Below are 25000 nucleotides of genomic sequence, written 5' to 3'. Positions count from 1 at the left end.
ATCGAGACCGTGCAGCGTGTATTCAGTTGGTGTGGATATCCACTGCTGGTGGACGCCGAAAACTGGATGGCCCATCGTGGCGCAGCCCAGGTAATCCTGAATATTTTCCGACACTCCCGCACACCCGGTAACTACGTGGTGCTGTCTGGCGATGTGCATTATTCCTTCGTTTACGAAGTATTGATCCGACACCACAAGGCCGGCCCGCGCATCTGGCAGATCACCAGCAGCGGCATCAAAAACGAATTCCCGCCCGCCCTGCTCGAATGGTTCGACCGCCTCAACCGTTGGCTCTACTCGCCCCGCTCGCCCCTTAACTGGCTGACCAAACGCCGACGCATGCGCATTGTTCCGCACACTCCCGAACACGCCGAAGCGGGAGAACGGCTGTGGAACTCGGCAGGGATCGGCCAAGTGTTCTTCAATGAAAAGGGCCAACCGCAAGATATTTATCAATTCAATGCGGATGGATCGCCGAAGACGCGGATGATTGCGCCTGAAATTTCCGAAGCGGCTGACTGACTTTGCACGAATGACCATGAGCAATCATTACCCAGCGTCCATGAATCTCACCCGCACCCTGATCATCGGCAACTCCGGTTCGGGCAAAAGCTGGCTGGCCAAACGACTGGCCGAGCATCTGCAAGTGCCCTGGATTGATCTCGACCTGATTCACTGGGTATCCGATGAACACAGCATCGCCCGTCCCCGCGCCGAAGCCTTGGACATGGCTCGGGTGGCGGCGAGCGAGGAGCACTGGGTTATCGAGGGTGTTTACGACTGGATAGTCAGCGAACTTGTGGAGCAGGCCACAGCACTGATCTGGCTGTGTCTGGAGGACGAAGACTGCGTGAACAACATTCGCCAGCGAGAAGCGAAGCGGGACGAGGATGATGAGTTGCTGATGGCGTTACTGGAATGGGCCGGTAGCTACCGTACTGGCGAAGGGTCCAGCGGGTTTGCCGCGCATCAGCGTTTGTTTGATGGGTTTAGCGGTTCAAAACTTCAACTGATGAGCCGGGCTGAAGTCACCGCTTTCGTTACTCCACTCACGGAGACGCCGATTCTGTAAGGAAAACGGCGTCTATCCAGAAAATGTCAGGCCGCTTTCACCGCCCGCCCCACCCCTCTGACAACCATTTCCACCTCCCGCTCATCGATCGTCAGCGGTGGTAGCAGGCGAATGGTCTTGCCCCGTGTCACGTTAATCAGCAAGCCGTGATCCCGTGCCGCAATCAGGGTCAGGTCGCGGATCGGATGGGCGAGTTCGATACCGATCATCAAGCCCTGCCCGCGGATAGCCAAGACGCTCGGATTGTCGGCCAGTTCGACGCGCAATCTGGCAAGCAGGCGTTCGCCTTGTAGTCTGGCGTTTTCCAATAGGCCTTGTTCCTCGATAATCTCCAGCACGGTGCAGCCCACCCGGCATGCCAGCGGATTACCGCCGAACGTACTGCCGTGGCTGCCGGGGGTGAACAGGTCGGCTGCTTTGCCCCGGGCCAGACAGGCACCGATGGGAACCCCGTTGCCCAAGCCTTTGGCCAGCGTCATGATGTCCGGAACAACGCCTTCGTGCTGAAACGCAAACCACTGGCCGGTACGGCCGATGCCGGTCTGGATTTCATCGAGCATCATTAACCAGGCGCGCCGGTTGCACAGTTCGCGCACCGCTTTGAGATAACCGGGCGGCGCCATTTGCACACCGCTTTCGCCTTGAATCGGTTCCATCAGGACCGCCACGATGCGCGGGCCGTGGGCTTTCAGCGCCGTCTCCAAGGCCGCGAGGTCGCCGAACGGCACTTTGATGAAGTCCCCCGGCAATTCGTTAAACCCCAGGCGCACCGCCGGGCCATCGCTGGCGGACAAGGTGCCGAGGGTCCGGCCGTGAAAAGCATTTTCCATAACCACCACCAGCGGCTGCTCGATGCCTTTGTGCCAACCGTAAAGCCGCGCGAGTTTCAGCGCGGTTTCGTTGGCTTCGGCGCCGGAGTTGTTGAAGAACGCCCGATCCATGCCAGACAGCTGAACCAGTTTCTGCGCCAGTTTCTGTTGCCAGTCGATGCTGTACAGGTTGGAGGTGTGCAACAACAACCCGGCCTGTTCGCTGATGGCCGACACGATTCGCGGATGGGAATGGCCGACGTTAGTCACCGCCACGCCCGCCACCGCATCCAGGTATTCACGACCGGCCTGATCCCACAGGCGAGTGCCCAGGCCTTTGCTGAAACTCAGGGCCAAGGGTTGGTAAGTGCTCATCAGGCAGGCGGCGGTCATGACATCAAGCTCCATTAATAGTCGGTGTTTTTGCAGTATGGTTAGCCACCTGAGATGGATAAACGCTGCAACACTTCAATCATTTTAAAGCAGAGCTTGATAATGGATTTGTTCCAGGCAATGACCGTTTACGTAAGAGTGGTGGAAACCGGCAGCATGACCGCCGCCGCTTTGCAGTGCGAAATGTCCACAACCATGGTCGGCAATCATCTGCGGGCTCTGGAGCAACGCCTGGGTGTTCGCCTGCTCAACCGTACGACACGGCGCCAGCGGCTGACGGAATTCGGCACGGCGTACTATCAGCGTTGTCTTGAAGTGCTGGGGTTGGTGGCCGATTCCGAACGCATGGCCGAACAGACACTCGACGAACCCAGCGGCACCCTGCGCATCACCGCCCCACTGACCTTCGGCACCGAACGGCTGGCGCCAGCGCTGAGCGAATTCAGTCTGCGCTGGCCGCAAGTCAAACTCGACGTCGTTTTGACCAACCAGCGCCTGGACCTGCTCGACAACGGTTTCGACGTGGCAATTCGTTTGGGCACCACCGAACTGTCCAACATGATTTCTCGTCCACTCATCGACTACACAATGACCCTGTGCGCATCGAAGGACTACCTTGCGCGGCGAGGCACACCGGAAAAACCCGCCGACCTGCAACACCATGACTGCCTGGCCTTCGCCTACCCGGCCGGAGATGACTGGCATTCGGTCGCCAAGCAATGGCGCCTGAAGGGACCCGAAGGCGAAGTCATGGTGGCGGTCAGCGGACCGATGCTGATCAACAGCTCGGCGGGGCTGCATCAAGCGGCGCGAACCGGCATGGGCATCGTGATGGTGCCCGATGCGTTGGTGGAGCAGGACCTTCAGGACGGAAAACTGGTGGCCCTGATGCAGGACTACCAACTGCCGAGTCGACCGATGAACCTGGTGTACGCCCAGGACCGCTACCGTTTGCCGAAACTGCGCAGCTTCGTCGATTTTGCACTGCAGCGGTGGGGCAAGCACTAGGGGGCAATACGCCATGAACTAATCGATTTCGGGGTGAAGCGACTCCGTCCCGTCAGCCGCCTGCCTACATGCCCGCTTTCACCAACACTGGTTTTTCCTGGTAGCGATCCGGATATAGCTGCTTCAACTGCCTCACTTTCGGCAGATCATTGATCACGATGTAGGGGTACGTCGGGTGCTCGGTCAAGAAGTCCTGATGTTCCTCCTCTGCCGGGTAGAAACCGTTGTAGCTTTCCAGCTTGGTGACAATCGGTTTATTGAACGAATGGGCAGCGTTGAGCTGGCTGATGTAGGCCTGGGCGACGCGTTGCTGTTCGGCGTTTTTCGGGAAAAGAGCCGATCTATACTGGGTGCCGGTGTCCGGGCCTTGGCGGTTGAGTTCGGTAGGGTTGTGGGCCACCGAAAAATAGATCTGCAGCAACGTACCGTAGCTGACTTGAGCGGGATCGAAAGTGACTTCCACGACCTCCGCATGACCGGTATTGCCTGCGCTAACCCGCTCGTACTGAGCGGTATCGGCTGCGCCACCGGCATAACCGGAAACAGCATTCTTCACCCCTTTGACATGCTGAAACACGCCTTGGACGCCCCAGAAACAACCGCCGGCAAAAACCGCCGTTTCGCTGTGCGCCTGGGTGGTTTCGTCGAGCGTCGGCGCGGGGATGATGACCGCCTCTTCGGCGCCTCCGAAAGAGAACGCAGAACACTGACCGATAACGCCGGCGGCGGCCAAACCCAGCAGGGTACGATGCCAGTTGAATGGGGTTTTCATGGGCTGTCTCCTGAATGAATGGGGGCTATCAACCAAAGGTAAACGCATACGCCGACACACCCGGATCGAGAAACTCGATGCTGAATGTCCGGTCCTTTACGCCTGCGGTCTGACGCACCAGTTGATACAACCGCTGTTCGGTGACGCTGCCGCTGCCATCGGGCGCGACGTCGATACCGTGGGCATCACCAGGGGGCTTGCCGTCAATCAACACTTTGAAACGCACCGGTTTGCCGTCAGCACCAGGGCCCAACACCAAGTGCAGGTCGCGAGCGTGAAAGCGATAGACGATGCGACTGTCCGCTGCGATCGAGACAGCCCGCTCCGGACCGACAGTCCATTGGCCACCCAGGCTCCAGTCATTCAGGGCCAGTTGTGACGGTGGGTTATAGGCAGTCGCCTTATCCGGAACCAGACCGGTTTCAGCAACGAAATGCTCCGCCCGCCGATAGCCGACATAGGTTTCCGGCGATTGCACTTCATTCATGTCCGCGGCGAGTTGAACACCCTGAGCGTTGGCATTGATCAGCCCATCCGCAACTTTCGCGCCCCCCGCCTCACGCAACAGTTGCTGAATCACTCGCTCGGATTCGGCGTACTTGCCTTCACCAAAATGGTGATAACGAATGCGTCCCTGCGCATCGGCAAAGTAATGGGCCGGCCAGTATTGGTTGTTGAAAGCACGCCAGATCTTGTAGTCATTATCGATGGCCACCGGGTAGGTGATGCCCAGGTCCTTCATGGCTTTGGTGACATTGCCCACATCCCGTTCGAAGGCAAACTCGGGCGCGTGGACACCGATCACCACCAACCCCTGATCGTGATACTTCTCGGCCCAGGCCTTCACATACGGCAGAGTGCGCAGGCAGTTGATGCAGGAGTAAGTCCAGAAATCCACCAACACAACCTTGCCCTTCAACGCCTGGGCGGTGAGTGGGGGCGAGTTGAGCCATTGCACAGCGCCGTCCAGGGACGGAAGGTTACCTTCAATCGGCAGCGCGGCCGGTGTCTTCGCGGTCATTTTCATGGCGTCGCCAGCGGCCATCATGCTGCCGGCGGGTTGATCGCCGGCCCGAGGAATCTGCGCCATCATCGTCCCGCTGCCGGCCGATGTCTTACTGGCCAATCGGTTGACCAGCGCCTGTTCGATTCCACCGGTGGATGCCGTCGAAATCCGCGCCAGAATCCCGGTGTCCAGCCCCAGGGCAATAGCCACTACACCGACCAGCATCGCGACGCCCAGGCCTCGACGTAGCCACTCGCCAGCGCCTATCGAGCGCTTCATCGCGGCGAAGACTTTACCGCCCAGCAGCAGTGCCGCGGCGAGAGAAGTGGCGGCACCGGCCGCGTAAGCCAGTAGCAACAGGGTGGTCGCGATGCTTGCCCCTTGCAGCGCCGCGCCAGTCAGCAGCAAGCCGAGAATCGGCCCGGCGCAGGGTGCCCAGAGCAGGCCCGTGGCGACGCCGATCAGCAATGAAGCGCCGGGACGCGGCCGGGCATCGACGCCCGCGGCTTCCGACAACCGACCGCCGGCCGCCACCAATGGACGCGTCAGCCGCTCGGCCAACCGTGGCAGCAACAGCGTCAGCCCGAACAGTGCCACGAACAGCAACGCGAGCCAGCGACCGTACTGATTGGCTTGCACCACCCAACCGCCGCCCACCGCCGCCAACGAGGCGACGAGCGCGAAGGTCAGCGCCATCCCCGCCAGCAGCGGCAAGCCACCCTTCATAAACGGCTGCCCGGTGCGAGCGAAGACAAAGGGCAATACCGGCAGAATGCACGGGCTGACGATCGTCAGCACACCACCGAGATAAGCGAGGACCAGAAGCCACATAACGTCGACCTGAGTGAAGTGAGTGAAAGGAAGTGCCCATGGATTACGCCTGTGGCTTGAAAGTCAGCGCCAGGCCGTTCATGCAGTAGCGCAGACCGGTGGGCTTTGGCCCGTCTTCGAAAACATGACCCAGATGACCGCCGCAACGACGGCAGTGGACCTCTTCGCGCAGCATGCCGAAGGTCCGGTCCTGCCGAGTGGCCACCGCATTGTCCAGCGGAGCCCAGAAGCTCGGCCAACCGGTGCGACTGTCAAACTTGGTGTCGGAAGAAAACAACGGCAGACCACACCCGGCGCAGGCAAAAATGCCCTTGCGATGCTCGTTGTTCAGCGGGCTGCTGTAGGCCCGTTCAGTGCCCTCTTCGCGCAGGATCTCGTACTGCTCGGCGCTGAGCAGGGCGCGCCATTCACTGTCGCTGTGAGTCACCTCGAAAATCTCCTGCGCGTGGGCCTCATCGACCAGTTCGACGCCTGTGGAAAATTTTGGCAATACACCCATCACCAGGGCTGCAGCCCCCAGCCCGCCGCTCGCTACAAGAAACTGTCGCCGTGAAAACATGGCCTTTCTCCAAAATTCCAGGTGCCTTGCATGGAACACAGCCTAGGCTTGAGTTGATCGCCAAATCCTCACGAGGAGTTAAATAATTCGTGATAACTCAACCTCAGGAAAACCCGCACAATGTGTTCATTGCGTCACAAAGGATCGAGCTCCATGGAACAGACCAAACGCGTGCTGGTGGTCGAGGACGACCTGCATATCGCCGACCTCATCTGCCTGCATCTTCGCGATGAGCAGTTCGAGGTGGTGCACTGCGCCGACGGCGATGAGGGCATGCGACTGCTGCAGCAAGGAAGCTGGGACGCACTGATCCTCGACCTGATGCTGCCCGGCGTCGACGGCCTGGAAATCTGCCGCCGCGCCCGGGCCATGGCCCGCTACACACCGATCATCATCACCAGTGCGCGCTCCAGCGAAGTCCATCGGATTCTGGGGTTGGAGCTGGGCGCTGACGATTACCTGGCCAAACCCTTTTCCATGCTCGAGCTGGTGGCGCGGGTCAAGGCATTGCTGCGACGGGTCGACGCCATGGCCCGCAACCTGAAAATGGATGCCGGCGGTCTGATCAGCGATGGCCTGTCCATCGACCCGATCACCCGCGAAGTCTCCCTCGACGGCCGGCGGCTTGACCTCACGCCGCGGGAGTTCGACCTGCTGTACTTCTTCGTCCGCCAACCCGGCAAGGTCTTCTCGCGCATGGACCTGCTCAACGCAGTGTGGGGCTACAGTCACGAAGGTTACGAACACACGGTCAATACTCACATCAACCGCCTGCGGGCCAAGATCGAGGCCGATCCGGCGCAACCGGCGCGCATCCTCACGGTATGGGGCCGTGGCTACAAATTCGCAGCAAGCGGAGAGCAGCCATGAGGCTGACCCTGACCCAACGCCTGTCTCTGGTGTTCGCCGTGCTGTTGCTGGCGTGCAGCGGCACCTCGGTATGGATGCAGGTTCGCTCCAACCAGATGCATGAACTGGAAGTGGTGCAAGGCTTGTCGCGGGACCTGGCGCAACACATCGCCCACGACACGGTGCTGATGGACCGCAACGGCCCGATGCCCAATGCCGTGCGTGAACTGTTCAGTCAGCTGATGCTGGTCAATCCCAGTGTCGAGGTCTATCTGCTGGACACCGGGGGCCGAATTGTCGGCAGCGCCGCGCCCGAGGGCCGGATACGCCGGGAGCAGGTCGATCTGGCGCCGATCCAGCGTCTGCTCAAAGGCGAGGCATTGCCGATTCTCGGCGACGATCCGCGCAGCGTCGAGGGTCGCAAGGTATTCAGCGCCGCACCTTTGCGGGTCAACGGGCAGCCGGCCGGTTATCTCTACGTGGTGTTGCTCAGCGAGGAACACGACCGCTTCGCCGAGCGCGGCGCCACCAGCGCGGCGCTCAATACCGCGTTGTGGTCCATCGGGCTGGTGGCGTTGCTGTGCCTGATTGCCGGCCTCACGGCATTTGCCCTGATCACCCGACCATTGCGTCGTTTGACCGAGAAAGTCAGTCAGTTCGATATCAACGGCGTTCCGACCGCTTCGCCCGAACCTGAACCGGAGCCGGCAGAAAAGGCCGCCAGCCACGATGAAATCGCCGTACTCGACGCCGCCTTCCGGCAGATGCAAGCGCGCCTCAGAGAGCAATGGCGCTCGCTGACCCGTCAGGATCAGGAGCGTCGCGAACTGGTGGCCAACATCTCCCACGACCTGCGCACACCGCTGGCGTCGCTGCACGGTTACCTGGAAACCCTGTCGCTCAAGGACGCCACATTGTCCCCCGCCGATCGCCGCCGTTATCTGGGGATCGCCCTGGATCAGAGCCGCAAGGTCGGCGGCCTGGCGCAATCGTTGCTGGAACTGGTGCGGCTGGAACACGGTTTCGTGCAACCGGTGCTGGAGCGCTTCTCCCTGACCGATCTGGTGCAGGACATCTTTCAGAAATTCGAACTCAGCGCCGAAGCGCGCCAGATCGAACTCAAGGCCACCTTCGCCCCCAACGTCGCCGTGGCCTGCGCCGACCTGGGGCTAATCGAGCGGGTGCTGAGCAACCTGTTCGACAATGCCCTGCGCCACACTCCCCAAGGTGGAGAAATCGAACTCAGCCTCCGCCCTCAAGGGGCTTTTATCGAAGTGACTGTCAGCGACACCGGCCCCGGCATCGAACCCGAAATGCGCGAAGGTCTGTTCCTGCGTCCGTTCAACATTGGTGGCGCACGGCGCGATGGCGGGCTGGGACTGCGGATCGTGCACCGGATCCTGCAATTGCACGGTCGCGAGATCGAGCTGATCGATGTGCCGGGACGCGGCGCGACCTTTCGCTTCTCCTTGCCGATGGATGAGCAAACGGCGGAGCAGTGGATGACTCGTTCGATGAATATGAATTCGATGGGGAAATAGTCGATAGCCTCGGCCATGGCAGCAGCTAATATCCGGACTCTTCATTCCCGGCACGGATACTACGTAATGCCCAATATCCTGCAAAACACCCCGCTATGGGTTTATGCGATCTTTCTGCTGCTCTGTTACTACGGCGTCAAAGCCTTATCCCCAACCCATGAAAGCAAAACGTCGTTGCTTGTCACTCCACCGCTTTTGCTCGGCTGGTCGTTGTACTCGCTGAACCTGACGCTGAACCCTCAACTATCGATTGGCTGCTGGTTGGCCGCCGTCATTATGGGCAGCCTCATGGCACTGGTTGTATTTGCGCACAAGGGTATTGAGCTGGATGATCCGCAAACCGGGCTGATCGTGCCGGGCACGGTTAAAACACTGGTGCTCTACCTGCTGTTTTTTGCCGTGAACTATTACTTCGGCTATCAGGATGAGGTGCATCCGGAGTTCGCCGTCACGGTTGAGATGTTGCTGCTCAAGGCTTCGGCGTCAGGGTTTGTCTGCGGCTTGATCAGCGGTCGGGCGGTGAAATTTTATCGGGTGCTGCAGACACTCCAGGCAAAACGCCCACAGATATCAGTCGGCTAAAAGCGCTCTCACCAAAAATGCTGACCAACCACCGGTTCATCCGTGACAACGCAGCGCTGGTCCAATAGATTAGGCGGCCTGAAAAGGCCCCGTGCTTTCTCGCCTCAATCCAAGTTAAAGAAGTAGTGAAATTTCAATGTCCGATTCCAATACCGCTGAATCCGTAGTCACCTTGTCGTCCAAAGCGGAATACGAAAACTCCATCAATCTTTCACAACACGTGCCTCAGGCCAAGACCATCAGCGAGATGGTGCTGGACGCTTTTCAATCCACCCGGGAAAGCGACCAGATCCGCGAACTGCGCGCCGCGATTCGCCAGGCTCATGACAGCTTCGACGACGATAAAGCCTACGAATTGATGGGCGAACTCAAGCAATTGAAAGACGCCGAAGCGGCCGACATTGCCGCCCTGGAAGACCTGAGCAGCAAATTCCCGATCAGCCGCATTCTGTCCAGTTTCAAGGACGACCCAGCGTTCCAGGAAATCGTTTATGGCCTGGCGCTGAAAGTGCTGAACCAGACTCACCAAGCCATCAGCAACCCAAGCAGCGGCAAGAGCAAAGCGGTTCGCGCCAAGAAAGAAGTCGAAGTGTTCACCATCAGCAAGGACGGCATCAGCGTCACCCTGCCCCTGCGCACCCCGCGCTCGCGCCTGAACGTTGACCGTGAAGCGCTGGAGTTCCTGGGCTTCACGTTCGTCGGCGAAGGCGAAGAAGCGGAGCTGGAAAGCGAAACGTTCCTGGATAATGCCGGGACCGAACAAGCGGTCAACCGCAAGAACATCATCACCGCGCTTCAGCAGCAAACCGCGTTCAACGGCTACAGCATCGCCGCGCAGTAACGCTAAACGCTGCACACAAAAATCCCCGCCATCAGAGTGGGGATTTTTTTGCCTGTACGCCTGGGATTGGCACTCGATTCAGGTGCTGCACGCCCTCTCAAACCGCACACAAAATCTTACACAGGCCAGTACGTCGCTACGATTGTGCGCCCTACCCTTGCCCGCTAACCTCAAACCGTCGCTGCCAATTCAGCGACCGGGCCTGATAACCCGGGTAACATATAGGTGCCTCAGCGCCCAAATCACGATTGTCGGCGTTTTTTTATGCCTGCAAAATCGTGCAATGGCGGCTGTGCGTGGGAGACCTTCGGGTCTGCCGGGTGCCTATAACCGGTTTATCAGCCTGCGTACAGCTGCCACCCATTCGCCTGATAACGAACGTGGCAGCTCCAATGAACTATAGGAGTTGCAATGAACGCATTCATTCCGTCTTTTCCATTGGCCATAAACCACCACCGCCCAACCACCGGAGGTGCCCAATGACCAATCCCCAAGACCTGAAAACCATCGGCCTCACCCACTTCTCCTTCCACGCCAACACACCTTTGTTCCGCATCAACGCCGGAGTTCCGGTGATCGAAGCCCTCTCCCACGCCTCCGACCTGCTCCACGTCGCCAAACTCCTCGCATCAGACGCGGCGATGGTTCGCGACACCGACCGACATGCCTGGGCCTCGCATTACTTGCAGGGTCTGAGCAAGGCGATCATCGATGATGTGGTGAAGGTGCTCGAAGCACCGTGTAACAACCACGCGTGAACGAAAAAGCCCCGCTCTTCTCTTGAAGGCGGGGCTTTTTGTGCAGCCTCTGATACTAAGTCAAAGCCTGTCGGCATCAATAACTCAGCCCGCCCACAAAAACGGTTTAGCCCTGATGAAGTCTTGAAGTTTCCATAAAGAGAAAACGATCAGACAAAGGCCACTAGACCAATTCAATAGGCGAATGTTTTTCCTTCCAGACAATGCCCTTCCAATAACATCGCCCCCGAATACATACACCATCTGGCAGGCAAGACTACCGATGAAAAAACCAGCGAGCGAAAGAGGCACGTTAACCGTCGCTTCGTCTGAGTGATTAGCGATGACATAAGAGGTGATTGCCACAATGGTCAACGGATTGCTCAGCGTTAACGCAAACACAGAGAAAAAACCTGATTGGCGTGTGACGCTCATTGTCGAATCAGAGGATGCAGTGATCTTTACACCCAAATAGAAGAGGTAGGCTATTGAGGCAACTGTCAGAAGATCCAAATAGCCCAATACAAAGGTTTTGATCAGCGCTACCCCCATCAACGCGACTGCGGCATACAGTGCGTCCGCCAAGGCCGCTCCGAACGCGCCAGGTACGGCGCTCAATCGTCCATGCAAGATGGACTGCCTCAATATAATCAAGGCAATCGGCCCAAAGGTGATCGACAACACGACTGAAAATAATAGAGATCGCTGAAAATCCTGCACGTCCTTGCCCTCTGATTCCATTTCCCTTCACGATACTTAATCCTGACCCGAAACAAAAAGCCCCACCCTTCTCTCAAAGGGCGGGGCTTTTCTTACAGCATCCGACGCTTAAGGCGCGTACGTCAGCAACAACTCACTCGGCACTTTGAAGTCCAAAGACATCATCACGCTCAAGGCAGTAATGGTGAAGATCGAGAACACGAACAGCTTGCGTGCCCAGACCGTGTCATCCACTGCCTTGTAACCGGTCCAGGCCATGTACAGCCAGTACATGCCCATGGCTGCGGCGACGGCGAGGTAGCTCATGCCGGCGTAGCCGCTGAAGGTCAGCATCAAGGTCGCCACGAGGAAGGCCAGGATGTAGAGCAGGATGTGTTTCTTGGCCACTTCAATACCGCGCTTCACCGGCAGCACCGGAATCGATGCGGCCAGGTAATCGTTGAAGCGGAAGATCGCGATGGCGTAGGAATGCGGCATCTGCCACAGGCTGAACATCACCAGCAACGTCAGTGCGGCCATGTCGAAGTTATTGCTGACTGCGACGTAACCGATCACCGGCGGCATCGCCCCCGACAGGCTGCCCACCAGCGTGCCGTGAACCGACTTGCGCTTGAGGTACAGGCTGTAGAAGCCGACGTAGATGACAAAGCCGATCACCGCGAACAACGCGGCCAACGGGTTGGCCACCTTGTACAGCAACGCAACGCCGGCAACACCCAGGACGGTCGCATAGGCCAGGGCCAGTTTCAGGGAGATCAAGCCCTGGACCAGCACCCGGTTCTTGGTGCGCTCCATCTTCAGGTCGATGTCGCGGTCGATGCAGTTGTTGAACACACAACCGGAAGCCACGACCAGGGACGTGCCGATCATCGCGGCCAGGAAAATGGCCAGATCGACATGCCCTTTGGAGGCCAGGAAAAATCCGCCTGCCACAGAAAGCACGTTACCGAAAATGATCCCCGGTTTGGTGATTTGGATAAAGTGCTTAAAGGACATCCGGACTTACCTCAGTGCGCCATCATGTTGGTGTGGATGCTGAACATGATCCACAGCGACAGGCCAACCAGCAGGACAATCACGATCGCGGCAAAAACGAACGCAATCACGTTGTTACGCTGCGCGGCGGAACGGTCCAGGTGGAGGAAGTACACCAGGTGCACCAGCACCTGGATCACTGCGAAGGCCAGTACGATCCACAGGGTCAGGGCTTTGGGCAGCGACGGGTACATCACCAGGCCGAAAGGAATGACGGTCAGGATCACCGACAGGATGAAGCCGATAGCGTAAGACTTGACGCTGCCGTGGCCGGCGTCGTGGCTGTCATGGGAATGAGCGTTAGCCATTTACATAGTCCCCATCAGATAAACAACGGTGAATACGCAGATCCACACCACGTCCAGGAAGTGCCAGAACAGGCTCAGGCAGCTCAGACGGGTCTTGTTGGTTGCCGTCAGGCCGTTTTTCTGCACCTGATACATCATGATCGCCATCCAGATCAGACCGCTGGTCACGTGCAGACCGTGGGTGCCGACCAGGGTGAAGAACCCGGACAGGAAGCCGCTGCGGCTAGGACCGAAGCCCTCGGAGATCAACACGTGGAACTCGTTGATTTCCATGCCGATGAAGCCGGCGCCGAACAGGAAGGTCATGGCCAGCCAGCCCAGGACCTGGTTCTTCTTGCCCTTGAACAACGCCAGCATGGCGAAGCCGTAGGTGATCGAGCTGAACAGCAGCAGAGCGGTTTCGCCCAGTACGTATGGCAGCTCGAAGATGTCGTGGCCCGACGGGCCACCCGCTACGTTGTTAACCAGTACCGCGTACGCCGCGAAGATCGACGCAAACAGAATGCAGTCGGTCATCAGGTAGAGCCAGAAACCGAATACGGTCATCTCGCCCGAGTCGTGGTGATGGTCATCATGCCCATGTCCATCGACATGGGTGTGTCCAGCATTGGTCACTAAGTTCGACATGGTTTAAGCCTGTTCCAACGAGGTTTCAACACGGGTGGCGGTGGCTGGAATTTTCCCGGCCGCTACCAGACGCTTGTGCTGCTCGGCTTCGATGCGCTCGATTACGTCGACCGGCACCATATAGCCTTGATCATCGCGTGCAGCGTGGATCACGAAGTAGCCCACGGTGCCAACCAGACTGACGATGGCCAACCACCAGATGTGCCAGATCATCGCGAAACCGAACACAGTCAACAGAGCCCCCATGACCACACCAGTGGCGGTGTTGTTTGGCATGTGGATCGGTTCGTACTTGGCCGGAGCCTTGTACGCGGTACCGTTTTCCTTGGCTTCGGTGAACGGATCGATGCCTTCGGCTTTTGGCAGCACGGCAAAGTTGTAGAACGGTGGTGGCGACGAGGTCGACCATTCCAGCGTATGGGCATTCCACGGGTCGCCGTGTTCGCACATGTTTTCTGGCTTGTTGCGGTCACGCACGCTGACATACAACTGGATCAGCTGGCAGGCGATACCGACAGCGATCATCACCGCACCGAACATGGCAACGTACAGGTACGGTACCCACTCAGGGTTGGTGGTGGCGTTCAGACGACGGGTCATGCCCATGAAGCCCAGTGCATAGAGCGGCATGAACGCGACGAAGAAGCCGGTGATCCAGAACCAGAACGCTGCCTTGCCCCAGCCTTCGTGCAGCTTGAAGCCGAACGCTTTCGGGAAATAGAACGCGAAACCTGCGATGTAACCGAAAACCGCGCCGCCGATGATCACGTTATGGAAGTGCGCGATCACGAACAGGCTGTTGTGCAGCACGAAGTCAGCACCCGGGATGGCCAGCAGTACGCCGGTCATGCCGCCGATGGCGAAGGTCACCATGAAGCCCAGGGTCCACAGCACCTGGCTGGTAAAACGCAGACGGCCCTGGTAGATGGTGAACAGCCAGTTGAATAGCTTCACACCCGTCGGGATCGAAATCAGCATCGTCGCCAGACCGAAGAAGGCGTTGACGCTGGCACCCGAACCCATGGTGAAGAAGTGGTGCAGCCAGACCATGAAGCCCAGGATCGAGATCGCGCCACTGGCGTAAACCATCGAGTGGTGGCCGAACAGACGCTTGCCGGTGAAGGTCGAGATGACTTCGGAGAAGATCCCGAACGCCGGCAGAATCAGGATGTAAACCTCGGGGTGACCCCAAGCCCAGAACAGGTTGACGTACATCATCGGATTGCCACCAAGTTCATTGGTGAAAATGTGGAAATCCATGTAACGGTCAAGCGTCAGCAAAGCCAGGGTGGCGGTCAGGATCGGGAACGAAGCCACGATCAGGACGTTGGCCCAGGTGCAGGTCCAGGTGAAGATCGGCATGTCCATCAGCTTCATGCCAGGGGTACGCATTTTCAGCACGGTGGCCAGGAAGTTGACCCCCGTCAGCGTCGTACCCAACCCGGATAGCTGCAGCGCCCAGATGTAGTAATCCATCCCCACGCCCGGGCTGTATTGCAGGCCCGACAGCGGCGGATAGGCAACCCAACCGGTCTTGGCGAATTCGCCAACGCCCAGGGACAGGTTGATCAGCACCACGCCCGATACCAGCAGCCAGAAGCTCAGGGAGTTCAGGAACGGGTAGGCAACGTCACGGGCGCCGATCTGCAGCGGCACTGCAAGGTTCATCAGGCCGGTGAAGAATGGCATCGCCATGAAGATGATCATGATCACACCGTGAGCGGTGAAGATCTGGTCATAGTGTTCAGGCGGCAGATAGCCAGGCGAACCCTCGGTGGCCATGGCCAACTGGGTACGCATCATGATGGCGTCGGCAAAACCACGCAGCAGCATGACCATGGCGACGATGATGTACATCACGCCGATTTTCTTGTGGTCGACCGAGGTCAACCACTCGGTCCACAAATAGGTCCACTTCTTGAAGTAGGTGATTGCAGCGAACAGCGCCAGACCACCGAGCGCGATCATGGCGAGGGTCACCATCACGATCGGTTCGTGGAACGGGACCGCTTCCCAACTTAATTTACCAAACATCGTTTACTCCTCTGCCCCGGCAGCTGAATGCGAACTCATGTCCATCCCTTCCATGTTGTGCGCCACTTCCTTCTCTTTCTTCTCGTGGTGCATCGGCTTGCCCGGTTTCATGCCTTCGTACTTGTCGACGATGATCTGGAACAGGTTCGGCGTGACCGAGGAGTAGAGCTCGACTGGGTTGTTCTGGCTTGGCTTGGAAAGGGCTTCGTATTCAGCTTTTTCAAGCTGTTTAGGTGCCTTTTTGACTTCGCTTACCCAGGCGTCGAAATCTTCCTGAGAGGTGGCGATAGCTTTGAACTTCATGCCGGTGAAACCTGCGCCGCTGTAGTTGGCGGAGATACCGTCCATTTCAGCATTCTGGTTGGCGATCAGGTGCAGTTTGGTCTGCATGCCGGCCATCGCGTAGATCTGGCCGCCCAGGGCCGGGATGAAGAACGAGTTCATCACGGAGTCGGACGTCACCTTGAAGTTGATCGGCGTGTGCGCCGGGAACACGATCTTGTTGACCGTGGCGATGCCTTGCTCCGGATAGATGAACATCCACTTCCAGTCCAGCGCGACCACTTCAATGGTGATCGGCTTGACGTCGGATTCCAGCGGCTTGTATGGGTCCAGGGCGTGGGTCGACTTGTAGGTGATGTAACCCAGGGCAATGATGATCAGTACCGGAATAGTCCACACCGCGATTTCAATCTTGGTGGAGTGGGACCATTTTGGCGTGTAGACGGCGTCCTTGTTGGAAGCACGGTATTTCCAGGCGAACAGGAACGTCATGACGATGACCGGCACAACGACCAACAGCATCAGCAGCGTTGCGGTGATGATCAGGTTTCGCTCATCCAGGCCGACCTGGCCCTTGGGATCGAGCAAGGTCATGTTGCAGCCTCCCAGCAACAACGTGCCGAGCAGCGGCAATAAGCCTAGTAGTCTGGGGTACCTGTTTTTACTCATCTCACGACCTCTAAAGCAGCTTGCGCAATGCAGTTGGGTTTTGATCGCCAACACTTCACCCTGCCAAGGGTTGGCATTTTCTTGGATTGAATAAGGGCTTGCCCGTCGCGCGTCAGACGCTGTTCGACAATTCCTGGGCCTGCGATGTGTTCTTATTCGAATTCGTGGTCAAGGGCCTTGTTACAGACCAATTCCATTTGGTGCGGATAGTCGGAAGGCACCGACACCCGGGAGTCGCATGAAGCCATCAGGCCTCTCGACACCCTGGTTCTGCTCATGCACCTGAGTCAGGGTGAGCAGTGCCGGGAATTCAGTGCGGGCGATTGTAGATATGTCGCGATTCATAAACCATGTCTTATCCCGAAATAATTTTTATCCGTTCCAACAACAATCAATGTCGATTTTTGCAAAAGTGAGCCATGGTATCGAAATTAATTCTCAACAAAAACACCAAAAAATGTAGGTGTAACACGCGAAATTCAGACAGCTTCCAGGGCTCTGCGCCCGCCTTCGACCCTGCTCTACCCCCTATGCAACAAGGGATTTGGCCATTTGCCAGGCGCTGTTAAAACTGCCTGTTTCAGCGGATGAGCACTGAAACAGCCAGCGGCTTGCAGAACCCGTTTTGGGTGCATGACGGTGCCCCGATTCAGCGTCTTGAAAGGCCTTGCGACACCCAAGCTGTGACAACGTGTCGCACACATGTCGCACCCTTCCTTGTCGTGCATCAAGGTCATTTTGCGTGCCCCCCTGAACAGGCAAAACGCCCCGGCCTCTTAACGAGGACCGAGGCGTTTTTTTGTTTCAGGCAACGGTACGACGAACAGCCTCAGCGCAGCGCTTTGCGGTTACGCGAAGTGAGCAGCGGCACCAGCACCACGATCAGCACGAACGCCACCAGCGCCCACTGTGCCAGGGACAAACCGAGGATCGGCGGGTACGGCGTGGAGCAGAAACCATCGACCTGGAAGCCCAGCGGGAAGACCTTCGCCAGCGGCAAGCCGTCGACGATCGGTTGCAGCACATCGATGCCGCAGCTGACCTCCGGGTACAACTGGGTATAGACGTGATGCCCGGCCACTCCGGCGCCTGCGATGGCGCTGATCACCACCAACGCTTCGAACAGCGTGATGCTGCGGCGGGTGCGCATTGCCGCGCCGATAAAGGCAAAGAGCGCGATCAGCAACAACGCGTAGCGCTGCAGGATGCATAACGGGCACGGTGCCTCGCCCAGCGCCACTTGCATGTACAGCGCGCCACCGATCAGCGCCAGACAGATAATGCCCAGCAGCACCAGATAGCGCCGCTCACGTCCCAACCGCATTGTTTCCTCGCTCATCGCGTTTCCCTTCTGTGTCCATGAATCAGCTCGCCGGTGGCTGCGCTTGCAGCTGCTGCACCAGGCTGATGTTGTCTTCGATATGCCAATTGGCCGCAATGCGACCGTTGTCGATCTGATAGATATCGGTTGCCCGGAAGTCTACACGCTGGCCCTGACCTTTGAGAGCCTTGAACGGGCCGGTGAAGTGTCCGCGAAAGTGCAAATGCACCACCACCCGATCGCCGGCGATGATCATTTGCTCGATCTCGCAGCTCAGATCCGGCACCGCCGTGCGAAAGAACTTCGATGCCAATAACGGCCCGGTCGGCCCTTGAACCCGGCCTTCAGGCGGGGTCTTGTCGACGAACTGTTCCGACAAGGCCACCTTAGCCAACGCCTCCTCCCCGGTGTTCCAGAAGCTGGCGTAACGTCTGGCCGCCAACGCCATGGAATCGCGCTGCGCTTGGGGCAAGCTCTGATCGACGACCAGGGTTTGCGGCTGGAGCAAGGCGGGTTCGGCCGAGGCAAATGGACTGGCCAGCAGTGCAGCCGTCAGGCTGAAGCCGGCCAGGGATAAACGGCGGGAGAAGGTGATGTGAGTCATGGGGCGATCCTGATCATGTAAACGAACGAGCGCCTATCATCAGCATCGGGGAATAAACGATAAACCGGTTAAGAACGGATTAACCTTTAAGCGTTTTTTACGAATCAAGACCGCGATGAAGGCGACTCGGTCTCCCGAGTCGCCGCAACCGCTTACTCCAACGCCGCAGCCGGCCCGAAGAACTCGTAACGGCTTTGCTTCTCCGGCACACCCAAGGCCTTGAGGTGACGCTTGATCGCCGCCATGAAGCCTTTAGGCCCCAGGAAATAAGCATCCACATCGCGCTGCTGCGGCAACCACTCGCCGAGTTGCGCCTGGCTCAACAGGCCAACCTTGTCCGCCGCCGGGCTGACGCCATCGTCTTCGGCATAGCAATAGAAACGCTTGAGCTGCGGATGACGCTCGGCCAGCCCGTCGATCCAGTCGCGGAAGGCATGAACGCTGCCGTTGCGCGCGCAGTGGATAAAGTGCACCGGCCGCTCTGTCTCCAGCGCCGCTTCGAGCATCGCCAGCGTCGGAGTGATGCCGACGCCGCCACTGATCAGCACCAGCGGTTTATCGCTGGCGGTCAGGGTGAAATCGCCCGCTGGCGGGAACAGCATGATGCTGGCGCCGACATGCAGTTGATCGTGCAAATGGTTGGAGGCGCGGCCGCCGGTTTCGCGCTTGACGCTGATGCGGTACTGGCCCTTGTTGGCCAGCGCCGACAGCGAATAGTTGCGGCGGATTTCTTCGCCATCGAGGATCAGTTTCATGCCGATGTACTGGCCAGGCTCGGCGGCGAGAATCGGGCCTTTGTCCGCCGGTTCGAAGTAGAACGAGATAATTTCCGCGCTCTCCTGGACCTTGGCCGCCACGATGAATTCCCGCGCCCCACGCCAGCCACCCGGCGCCTGTGCCTTCTGGTCGTAAATGCTGGCTTCGGCACCGATCAGGATCTCGGCCAATTGGCCGTAGGCCGCGCCCCAGGCGCTCATCACTTCAGGCGTGGCAATTTCGTCGCCCAGCACTTCAGAGATTGCCCGCAACAGGCAGCTGCCCACGATCGGATAATGTTCCGGGAGGATTTGCAGGGCCACGTGCTTGTTGATGATCTTGGCCACCAGGTCGCCCAACTGATCGAGCTGGTCGATGTGCCGCGCGTACATCAATACACCGTTGGCCAAGGCGCGAGGTTGATCGCCGCTGGCCTGGTGTGCCTGGTTGAACAGCGGACGGACCTCCGGGTATTCGGAGAGCATCATGCGGTAGAAGTGCGTGATCAACGCTTCGCCACCGCTTTCCAGCAACGGCACGGTGGATTTGATGATGGCACGGTCTTGAACGCTAAGCATAAGAGCAACTCCTGAGCTTTATATGAATACCCTTTGCTTATCAGTTTCCATGCCAACAACTAAATCCATATAAATCAAATAGTTAAAAACAAAGTAGTCATATAGACACACATGGTTTTATAGTCACATCGACTACACGGAGTCATTATGACTGCAAAATTACTGCTCACGACCCTGCTGCCCCTGGTCTCCGACCTGTCCCGCGAACTGCCCGAAGGCGAGCGCTACCGGCGCCTGCTCGAAGCCATGCGCGCCCTGCTCCCTTGCGATGCCGCCGCCCTGCTGCGACTCGACGGCGAATGGCTGGTGCCGCTGGCCGTGGACGGGTTGAGCACCGACACCCTCGGCCGACGCTTCAAGGTCAGCGAACACCCGCGCTTCGAAGTCTTGCTCAGCAGTCCCGGCCCGACCCGCTTCGCCGCCGACAGCGATTTGCCCGACCCTTACGACGGCCTGGTCGAGGGTCTGCACGATCACCTGGAAGTCCACGACTGCATGGGCTGCCCGCTGTTCATTGACGAGCGGCCATGGGGTTTGCTGACCCTCGACGCCCTCGCCCCCGAACGTTTCGAACCGATCGAACTCGACGCCCTGCAAGCCTTCGCCAGCCTCGCCGCCGCCACGGTCAATGCCGCCGAGCGCATCGAACGACTGGCCAATCGCGCCGAAGACGAACACCAGCGCGCCGAGGTTTACCGCCAGGCCAGCGGCCAGCAAACCCGCGAAATGATCGGCCAGAGCAAGGCTTACAAACGCTTGATGGAAGAGATCAACCTGGTGGGCGGCAGCGATCTGACGGTGCTGATCACCGGCGAAACCGGGGTCGGCAAAGAGCTGGTGGCCCAGGCCATCCACGCGGCATCGCCCCGGGCCGACCAACCGATCATCAGCCTCAACTGCGCCGCCTTGCCGGACACGCTGGTGGAGAGCGAATTGTTTGGCCATGTGCGTGGCGCCTTCACCGGGGCGCTGAATGATCGTCGCGGCAAGTTCGAACTGGCCAATGGCGGTACGCTGTTCCTCGACGAAGTGGGCGAACTGTCGCTAACAGTGCAGGCCAAATTGCTCAGAGTGCTGCAGAGCGGGCAATTGCAGCGCTTGGGGTCGGACAAGGAACATCAGGTCGATGTGCGGCTGATCGCGGCGACCAACCGCGACCTGGCCGAAGAAGTGCGCAGCGGTCGCTACCGCGCCGACTTCTATCATCGCCTGAGCGTTTACCCGTTGCTGGTGCCCGCGCTGCGGGATCGCGGTCGGGATGTACTGTTGCTCAGCGGCTACTTCCTGGAGCAAAACCGCTCACGCATGGGCCTCAACAGCCTGCGCCTGACCAGCGATGCCCAAGCGGCGTTGTTGGGGTATGGTTGGCCGGGGAACGTACGGGAGCTGGAGCACTTGATTGGCCGCAGCGCGTTGAAGGCGCTGGGTAATTGCACGCAACGACCGAAGATTCTCAGCTTGAGCGCGGCGGATCTGGATTTGCCCAATGGCGCTGTTGAGCACGCGCCAGAGCCCATGGTTGCTGTGCCGGTGGCGGCGTTGGTTTCAGGAGATTTGCGTGAAGCCACCGAGCACTATCAGCGCCAACTGATCAGCGCGTGCCTGGAACGGCACCAGCACAACTGGGCCAGCGCGGCGCGGGAGCTGGGTCTGGATCGGGCGAACCTTGGACGGATGGCCAAGCGGTTGGGCATGAAATAAGCAAAGATCGTCCGAACCTTTATTGGCGCTAAAGCCAGCCCCCAACAAGTCGATAACCCGGCATCGATAGCTGTTGGCGATGCTCATAATCGCCTCACCTTTTCCACAGAAGGTTTTTATGTCTTCCAACAAAGCCCGCGCAGATTCACTTTCGCTTCTGCTGTTTACCTTGCGCAGCGGCAAGCTGATGGCGATCAACCTGCTGAAAGTCAGCGAAATCATCCCCTGCCCGCCGCTGACCAAGCTGCCGGAGTCGCACCCCCACGTCAAAGGCATCGCCACCCTGCGCGGCGCGTCGCTGTCGGTGATCGACTTGAGCCGCGCCATCGGCGAACGACCGCTGGAAGACCCGAACGGCGGCTGCCTGATCGTCACTGACGTCAGCCGCTCCAAGCAGGGCCTGCACGTTCAGGCCGTGAGCAAGATCGTCCATTGCCTGACCACCGACATCCGTCCACCGCCCTTTGGCTCCGGCGGTGTGCGCTCGTACATCACCGGCGTGACCTCGGTCGACGGCACGCTGGTGCAAGTGCTGGACATCGAGAAGGTCATCCATGGCATCGCCCCGGTGCAAATCGAAATGGCCCCCGTCGAACTGAGCATGGAAGACGCCGAAGTACTGGGGAACGCACGAATTCTGGTGGTCGATGACAGTCAGGTCGCCCTGCAACAATCGGTGCACACCCTGCGCAACCTCGGCCTGCAATGCCACACCGCCCGCAGCGCCAAGGAAGCCATCGACTGCCTGCTGGACCTGCAAGGCACCGCCCAGCAGATCAACCTGATCGTCTCGGACATCGAAATGTCGGAGATGGACGGCTATGCCTTCACCCGCACCTTGCGGGAAACCCCGGACTTCTCGCACCTCTATGTGTTGCTGCACACGTCGCTGGACAGCGCAATGAACAGCGAGAAGGCGCGACTGGCCGGGGCCAACGGGGTGTTGACCAAGTTCTCCTCGCCGGAACTGACCAAGTGCCTGATCGAGGCGGCCAGGGCCGTCGCCGAACAAGGTCACTGAGGGTTGGCCGAGGCGTTTTGCTGGCTGATGCGGCGCAACCTCGTTGAGGGTGTGCCGCTGTTCACTTGGCCAAATGGCGTTGAGTTGATCGAGTACCGTCCCGAACTCGCCGCTGCCGTTCATCACTTGATGGAACTGGGCTATCGGGAAGGCGGCGGTCGCGTACCGGCACTGGAGGTCTGGCAACAGCGGTTTGAAACCGATCCCGAATACGATCCGACCCTGTGCTTCATCGTCCGGGATGCCGAAGGGATTGTCGGCGTCGCCCAGTGCTGGACCAGTGCCTACATCAAGAATTTGGTGGTACACCCACGCGTTCAAGGCCTGGGACTTGGCCGTGCGCTGCTGCTCCATGCTTTCAAAGTGTTTCAACAACGCCGCGAAGGTTTTGTGGATTTGAAGGTGCGGGAAGACAACCTTCGGGCGCAACGCTTGTATGAAAGCGCCGGGATGTATGTAGTCCGCCGGGAGCCCGTGCCTGTCTGACACCGTTTGCCGCGAAGAGGCCAACGCTAACCACATCAAACCATCAGGCATACTCCGACCTCGGCCACTACACGCCAAGGATGCCCAAACCATGAAAGCCACCACCCTGACCTTCTTCTGCCTCACCACCCTCGCCACCCAGGCCTACGCCTCCAGCCCCGACGCCTGGGCCGCCCACGACAAAGCCGTACTCGCCAGCTGCACCAAAGCCAGCGGCCTGAAGAACAGCAAACCCGTCGGCAACGCCGCGCAGTTCGATGACCGCGTCGGCTACACCGCACTCCTGCTGCAAGGCCAGTACCCACAAAAACACATGAAAGGCCAGCCAGGCACCGAGTTGTGCCTCTACAACAAGAAAAGCAAAACCGCTTACGTGACCGAATGGGACTCCATCCGCCCAACGGCAAAAACGCAGTGAATGGCGCATAACTTGCTTCGGCACAGGCCTTTGCGGTGGCTTTTTGTCGCCACTTCATGCCCTCAGAGGTCGCTGGCCGTTCAATGAATACACCGTTTTCCTGCGTAGGTTGTGGCAAATGCTGCACCGACCACCACGTGCCCCTGACACTGGCCGAAGCCCGGATGTGGGCGGCCGATGGCGGTCAGGTGATCGTGCTGGTGGAAGCCTTTCTCGCCAATGGCCTGGGCCTGCCAGCACAGCAACGCGAACACGCCGAACGCCGCTCGGTGGTGGTTCGCAGCGGTACCTGCGAGGCGCACGTGGCGATCACCTTCGCTGCCTACAACGTCGGTCCTTGCCGGAATCTTGACGAAGACAACCTTTGCCGCATCTACGAACGCCGACCGCTGGTGTGCCGCATTTATCCGATGGAAATCAATCCGCACATCCCCCTCAACCCTGCGCTAAAGGAATGCCCGCCCGAGTCGTGGGAAAAAGGCCGGGATTTGATTGTTGGCGGTGAGTTGGTAGATCAGGAACTCGCGGGATTGATCCAGCACTCCCGTCAGGCGGATCGCGATGAGATTCAGACCAAGGATGCGATTTGCGCGCTATTGGGGATTCGGACGACAGCGCTGAAGGGCGATGGGTTTACCGCTTATCTACCGGACATGACCGCGTTTGCCATGGTTATCGATCAGGTGGCGCAGCAATCGCTGACGGGGTCGGGCGGGGAATGGGTGTTTCATGTGTCTGGCGATGATATCGCCGGGCAAGTGCTGGCGGCCGGGGCACAGGTGGTGACTGAAGCACCGTTGAGCTATGCGTTTATTTCGTTGCGGGCGGCCTGAGCCAGAGGGTGTGTCGTATTTAAATGGCCTCATCGCGAGCAGGCTCGCGATGACGGCAGATCACGCACCGCGCAGGTAAAAACTCAGCGCTTACCCATCGAACGACGAGTCCCGGGAGGCGCGGCACCCGGGGTCTTGGTGTGGCCATTCTTGGCGCCGTTCTTGTACCAAGGCTGGCTGGCGCTTTTCGCGGCAGCCAACTCACCCGGTTTGAACGGAAACTTGAACGCCGGGATCGCTGCTCTGGTTTCGCTGTCTGCGCTGGAGTCGACGCTGTCGGGCAGGTCTGCCTGATCGTCGCGTAAAGCGTCGGCAACCGGCGGTTGTGTCGGGGAAGTCATGAAAGCTCCGGGTGATGCTCAAAGAGTCGGGCCCGGTGGGCGAGCCGCGAAAGGCGGCAGTATACCTGTCTCGGGGGCTGCAGGCTGCAGCTGGTCAGTCGGGTTTTGTGCCGACTGACCAACCGCTATCGCGAGCCTGCTCGCGATGAACGATAACGCGGTCTACGCCGGATCGACGTTATCCAGCGCCCGGTTCACCGCCAGCTCCGCCAGCATGATGCTCTGTTGAATCGCCAGCGCCGTGTAGCGCTGCGGGCCGGTCAGGT

General features: G+C 59.0%; 27 protein-coding genes and 1 pseudogene (1 of these 28 cut by a window edge). 13 read left to right on the top strand and 15 right to left on the bottom strand.

Annotated elements, in window-relative coordinates:
* Together HCU66_RS20365 and HCU66_RS20360 are read left to right on the top strand one after the other, a co-directional pair.
* On the top strand, positions 1–522 hold the final stretch of the coding sequence (locus HCU66_RS20365; protein ID WP_205890270.1) for an alkaline phosphatase D family protein. It extends 1410 nt beyond the left edge of the window; the window shows 522 of its 1932 coding nt (coding positions 1411–1932); the start codon falls outside the window, past its left edge; the stop codon is at positions 520–522.
* A gap of 16 nt (positions 523–538) precedes the next feature.
* The gene (locus tag HCU66_RS20360) at positions 539–1072 is read left to right on the top strand and encodes a P-loop NTPase family protein (RefSeq protein WP_205890267.1); all 534 of its coding nucleotides are present in this window, start codon (positions 539–541) and stop codon (positions 1070–1072) included.
* Positions 1073–1098: 26 nt separating this feature from the next.
* Here HCU66_RS20360 and HCU66_RS20355 read toward each other — a convergent pair whose 3' ends face one another.
* Entirely contained in the window at positions 1099–2274 is a 1176-nt protein-coding gene (locus HCU66_RS20355; protein ID WP_205890265.1) for an aspartate aminotransferase family protein, read from the bottom strand.
* Between the two features lie 102 nt (positions 2275–2376).
* Between HCU66_RS20355 and HCU66_RS20350 the strand changes: the two genes are divergently transcribed.
* The gene (locus HCU66_RS20350) at positions 2377–3282 is read left to right on the top strand and encodes a LysR family transcriptional regulator (RefSeq protein WP_205890263.1); all 906 of its coding nucleotides are present in this window, start codon (positions 2377–2379) and stop codon (positions 3280–3282) included.
* A gap of 64 nt (positions 3283–3346) precedes the next feature.
* Here HCU66_RS20350 and msrA read toward each other — a convergent pair whose 3' ends face one another.
* From msrA to msrB, 3 genes are read right to left on the bottom strand one after another with little or no spacing between them, the layout of a single operon-like run.
* Entirely contained in the window at positions 3347–4054 is a 708-nt protein-coding gene (gene msrA, locus HCU66_RS20345; protein ID WP_205890261.1) for a peptide-methionine (S)-S-oxide reductase MsrA, read from the bottom strand.
* A gap of 28 nt (positions 4055–4082) precedes the next feature.
* Entirely contained in the window at positions 4083–5891 is a 1809-nt protein-coding gene (locus tag HCU66_RS20340; protein ID WP_205890258.1) for a cytochrome c biogenesis protein DipZ, read from the bottom strand.
* Between the two features lie 43 nt (positions 5892–5934).
* Complete coding sequence (gene msrB / locus HCU66_RS20335) at positions 5935–6450, bottom strand: peptide-methionine (R)-S-oxide reductase MsrB (protein ID WP_205890256.1); 516 nt, start codon at positions 6448–6450, stop codon at positions 5935–5937.
* A gap of 153 nt (positions 6451–6603) precedes the next feature.
* Here msrB and HCU66_RS20330 point away from each other — a divergent pair, with 153 nt between their 5' ends.
* From HCU66_RS20330 to HCU66_RS20310, 5 genes are all read left to right on the top strand, one after another.
* Positions 6604–7320 (top strand): response regulator transcription factor, encoded by a 717-nt coding sequence (locus tag HCU66_RS20330; RefSeq protein WP_205890255.1) that lies wholly within the window; start codon positions 6604–6606, stop codon positions 7318–7320.
* On the top strand, positions 7317–8840 hold the full coding sequence (locus tag HCU66_RS20325) for a sensor histidine kinase (protein ID WP_205890253.1): 1524 nt from the start codon (positions 7317–7319) through the stop codon (positions 8838–8840). The genes HCU66_RS20330 and HCU66_RS20325 overlap by 4 nt, the downstream gene beginning before the upstream one ends.
* A gap of 66 nt (positions 8841–8906) precedes the next feature.
* Positions 8907–9422, top strand: coding sequence for a hypothetical protein (locus HCU66_RS20320; protein ID WP_205890304.1), 516 nt, complete (start codon positions 8907–8909; stop codon positions 9420–9422).
* A 136-nt stretch (positions 9423–9558) separates the two neighbouring features.
* Positions 9559–10263: a hypothetical protein gene (locus tag HCU66_RS20315; RefSeq protein WP_205890251.1), complete on the top strand. Its 705-nt coding sequence runs from the start codon at positions 9559–9561 to the stop codon at positions 10261–10263.
* Between the two features lie 479 nt (positions 10264–10742).
* Positions 10743–11021 (top strand): DUF3077 domain-containing protein, encoded by a 279-nt coding sequence (locus tag HCU66_RS20310; protein ID WP_205890249.1) that lies wholly within the window; start codon positions 10743–10745, stop codon positions 11019–11021.
* 84 nt (positions 11022–11105) lie between these two features.
* Here HCU66_RS20310 and HCU66_RS20305 read toward each other — a convergent pair whose 3' ends face one another.
* The 9 genes from HCU66_RS20305 to hmpA all read right to left on the bottom strand — a co-directional run bounded on the left by HCU66_RS20305 (position 11106) and on the right by hmpA (position 19934).
* On the bottom strand, positions 11106–11741 hold the full coding sequence (locus HCU66_RS20305; RefSeq protein WP_205890247.1) for a LysE family translocator: 636 nt from the start codon (positions 11739–11741) through the stop codon (positions 11106–11108).
* Between the two features lie 87 nt (positions 11742–11828).
* The gene (cyoE, locus tag HCU66_RS20300) at positions 11829–12716 is read right to left on the bottom strand and encodes a heme o synthase (RefSeq protein ID WP_007941628.1); all 888 of its coding nucleotides are present in this window, start codon (positions 12714–12716) and stop codon (positions 11829–11831) included.
* Between the two features lie 11 nt (positions 12717–12727).
* Positions 12728–13063 (bottom strand): cytochrome o ubiquinol oxidase subunit IV, encoded by a 336-nt coding sequence (gene cyoD, locus HCU66_RS20295; protein ID WP_008025399.1) that lies wholly within the window; start codon positions 13061–13063, stop codon positions 12728–12730.
* Positions 13064–13690, bottom strand: coding sequence for a cytochrome o ubiquinol oxidase subunit III (locus HCU66_RS20290; protein WP_008044529.1), 627 nt, complete (start codon positions 13688–13690; stop codon positions 13064–13066).
* A gap of 3 nt (positions 13691–13693) precedes the next feature.
* The gene (gene cyoB, locus HCU66_RS20285; protein ID WP_205890245.1) at positions 13694–15724 is read right to left on the bottom strand and encodes a cytochrome o ubiquinol oxidase subunit I; all 2031 of its coding nucleotides are present in this window, start codon (positions 15722–15724) and stop codon (positions 13694–13696) included.
* Between the two features lie 3 nt (positions 15725–15727).
* Positions 15728–16675 (bottom strand): ubiquinol oxidase subunit II, encoded by a 948-nt coding sequence (gene cyoA / locus HCU66_RS20280; RefSeq protein WP_205890243.1) that lies wholly within the window; start codon positions 16673–16675, stop codon positions 15728–15730.
* Between the two features lie 829 nt (positions 16676–17504).
* Positions 17505–18014 (bottom strand): disulfide bond formation protein B, encoded by a 510-nt coding sequence (locus HCU66_RS20275; protein ID WP_205890241.1) that lies wholly within the window; start codon positions 18012–18014, stop codon positions 17505–17507.
* A gap of 25 nt (positions 18015–18039) precedes the next feature.
* Complete coding sequence (locus HCU66_RS20270) at positions 18040–18600, bottom strand: ester cyclase (protein WP_205890239.1); 561 nt, start codon at positions 18598–18600, stop codon at positions 18040–18042.
* Positions 18601–18752: 152 nt separating this feature from the next.
* Positions 18753–19934, bottom strand: coding sequence for an NO-inducible flavohemoprotein (hmpA, locus tag HCU66_RS20265; protein ID WP_205890238.1), 1182 nt, complete (start codon positions 19932–19934; stop codon positions 18753–18755).
* A 147-nt stretch (positions 19935–20081) separates the two neighbouring features.
* On the opposite strand from hmpA, the gene norR reads away from it, so the two are divergent.
* The 5 genes from norR (at position 20082) to HCU66_RS20240 (ending at position 24393) form a co-directional block, all read left to right on the top strand.
* Complete coding sequence (gene norR / locus HCU66_RS20260; RefSeq protein ID WP_205890236.1) at positions 20082–21635, top strand: nitric oxide reductase transcriptional regulator NorR; 1554 nt, start codon at positions 20082–20084, stop codon at positions 21633–21635.
* Positions 21636–21753: 118 nt separating this feature from the next.
* Positions 21754–22656 (top strand): chemotaxis protein CheV, encoded by a 903-nt coding sequence (locus HCU66_RS20255; RefSeq protein ID WP_205890234.1) that lies wholly within the window; start codon positions 21754–21756, stop codon positions 22654–22656.
* Positions 22657–22683: 27 nt separating this feature from the next.
* The gene (locus tag HCU66_RS20250) at positions 22684–23142 is read left to right on the top strand and encodes a GNAT family N-acetyltransferase (protein WP_205890232.1); all 459 of its coding nucleotides are present in this window, start codon (positions 22684–22686) and stop codon (positions 23140–23142) included.
* A 91-nt stretch (positions 23143–23233) separates the two neighbouring features.
* A complete protein-coding gene (locus HCU66_RS20245; RefSeq protein ID WP_205890230.1) occupies positions 23234–23560 on the top strand; it encodes a hypothetical protein in 327 nt (108 codons plus the stop codon).
* Positions 23561–23643: 83 nt separating this feature from the next.
* Positions 23644–24393: a YkgJ family cysteine cluster protein gene (locus tag HCU66_RS20240; protein WP_205890228.1), complete on the top strand. Its 750-nt coding sequence runs from the start codon at positions 23644–23646 to the stop codon at positions 24391–24393.
* A gap of 83 nt (positions 24394–24476) precedes the next feature.
* Here HCU66_RS20240 and HCU66_RS20235 read toward each other — a convergent pair whose 3' ends face one another.
* Together HCU66_RS20235 and HCU66_RS27575 are read right to left on the bottom strand one after the other, a co-directional pair.
* The gene (locus tag HCU66_RS20235; RefSeq protein ID WP_205890226.1) at positions 24477–24734 is read right to left on the bottom strand and encodes a hypothetical protein; all 258 of its coding nucleotides are present in this window, start codon (positions 24732–24734) and stop codon (positions 24477–24479) included.
* Positions 24735–24896: 162 nt separating this feature from the next.
* A pseudogene (locus tag HCU66_RS27575) lies at positions 24897–25000 on the bottom strand (DUF6124 family protein); the annotation flags it as partial.

Source organism: Pseudomonas frederiksbergensis (assembly GCF_017114915.1).
GTDB lineage: Bacteria > Pseudomonadota > Gammaproteobacteria > Pseudomonadales > Pseudomonadaceae > Aquipseudomonas > Aquipseudomonas frederiksbergensis_I.
Note: the sequence above shows the minus strand (reverse complement) of the source record. Positions and strands in the feature narration are given on the sequence as shown.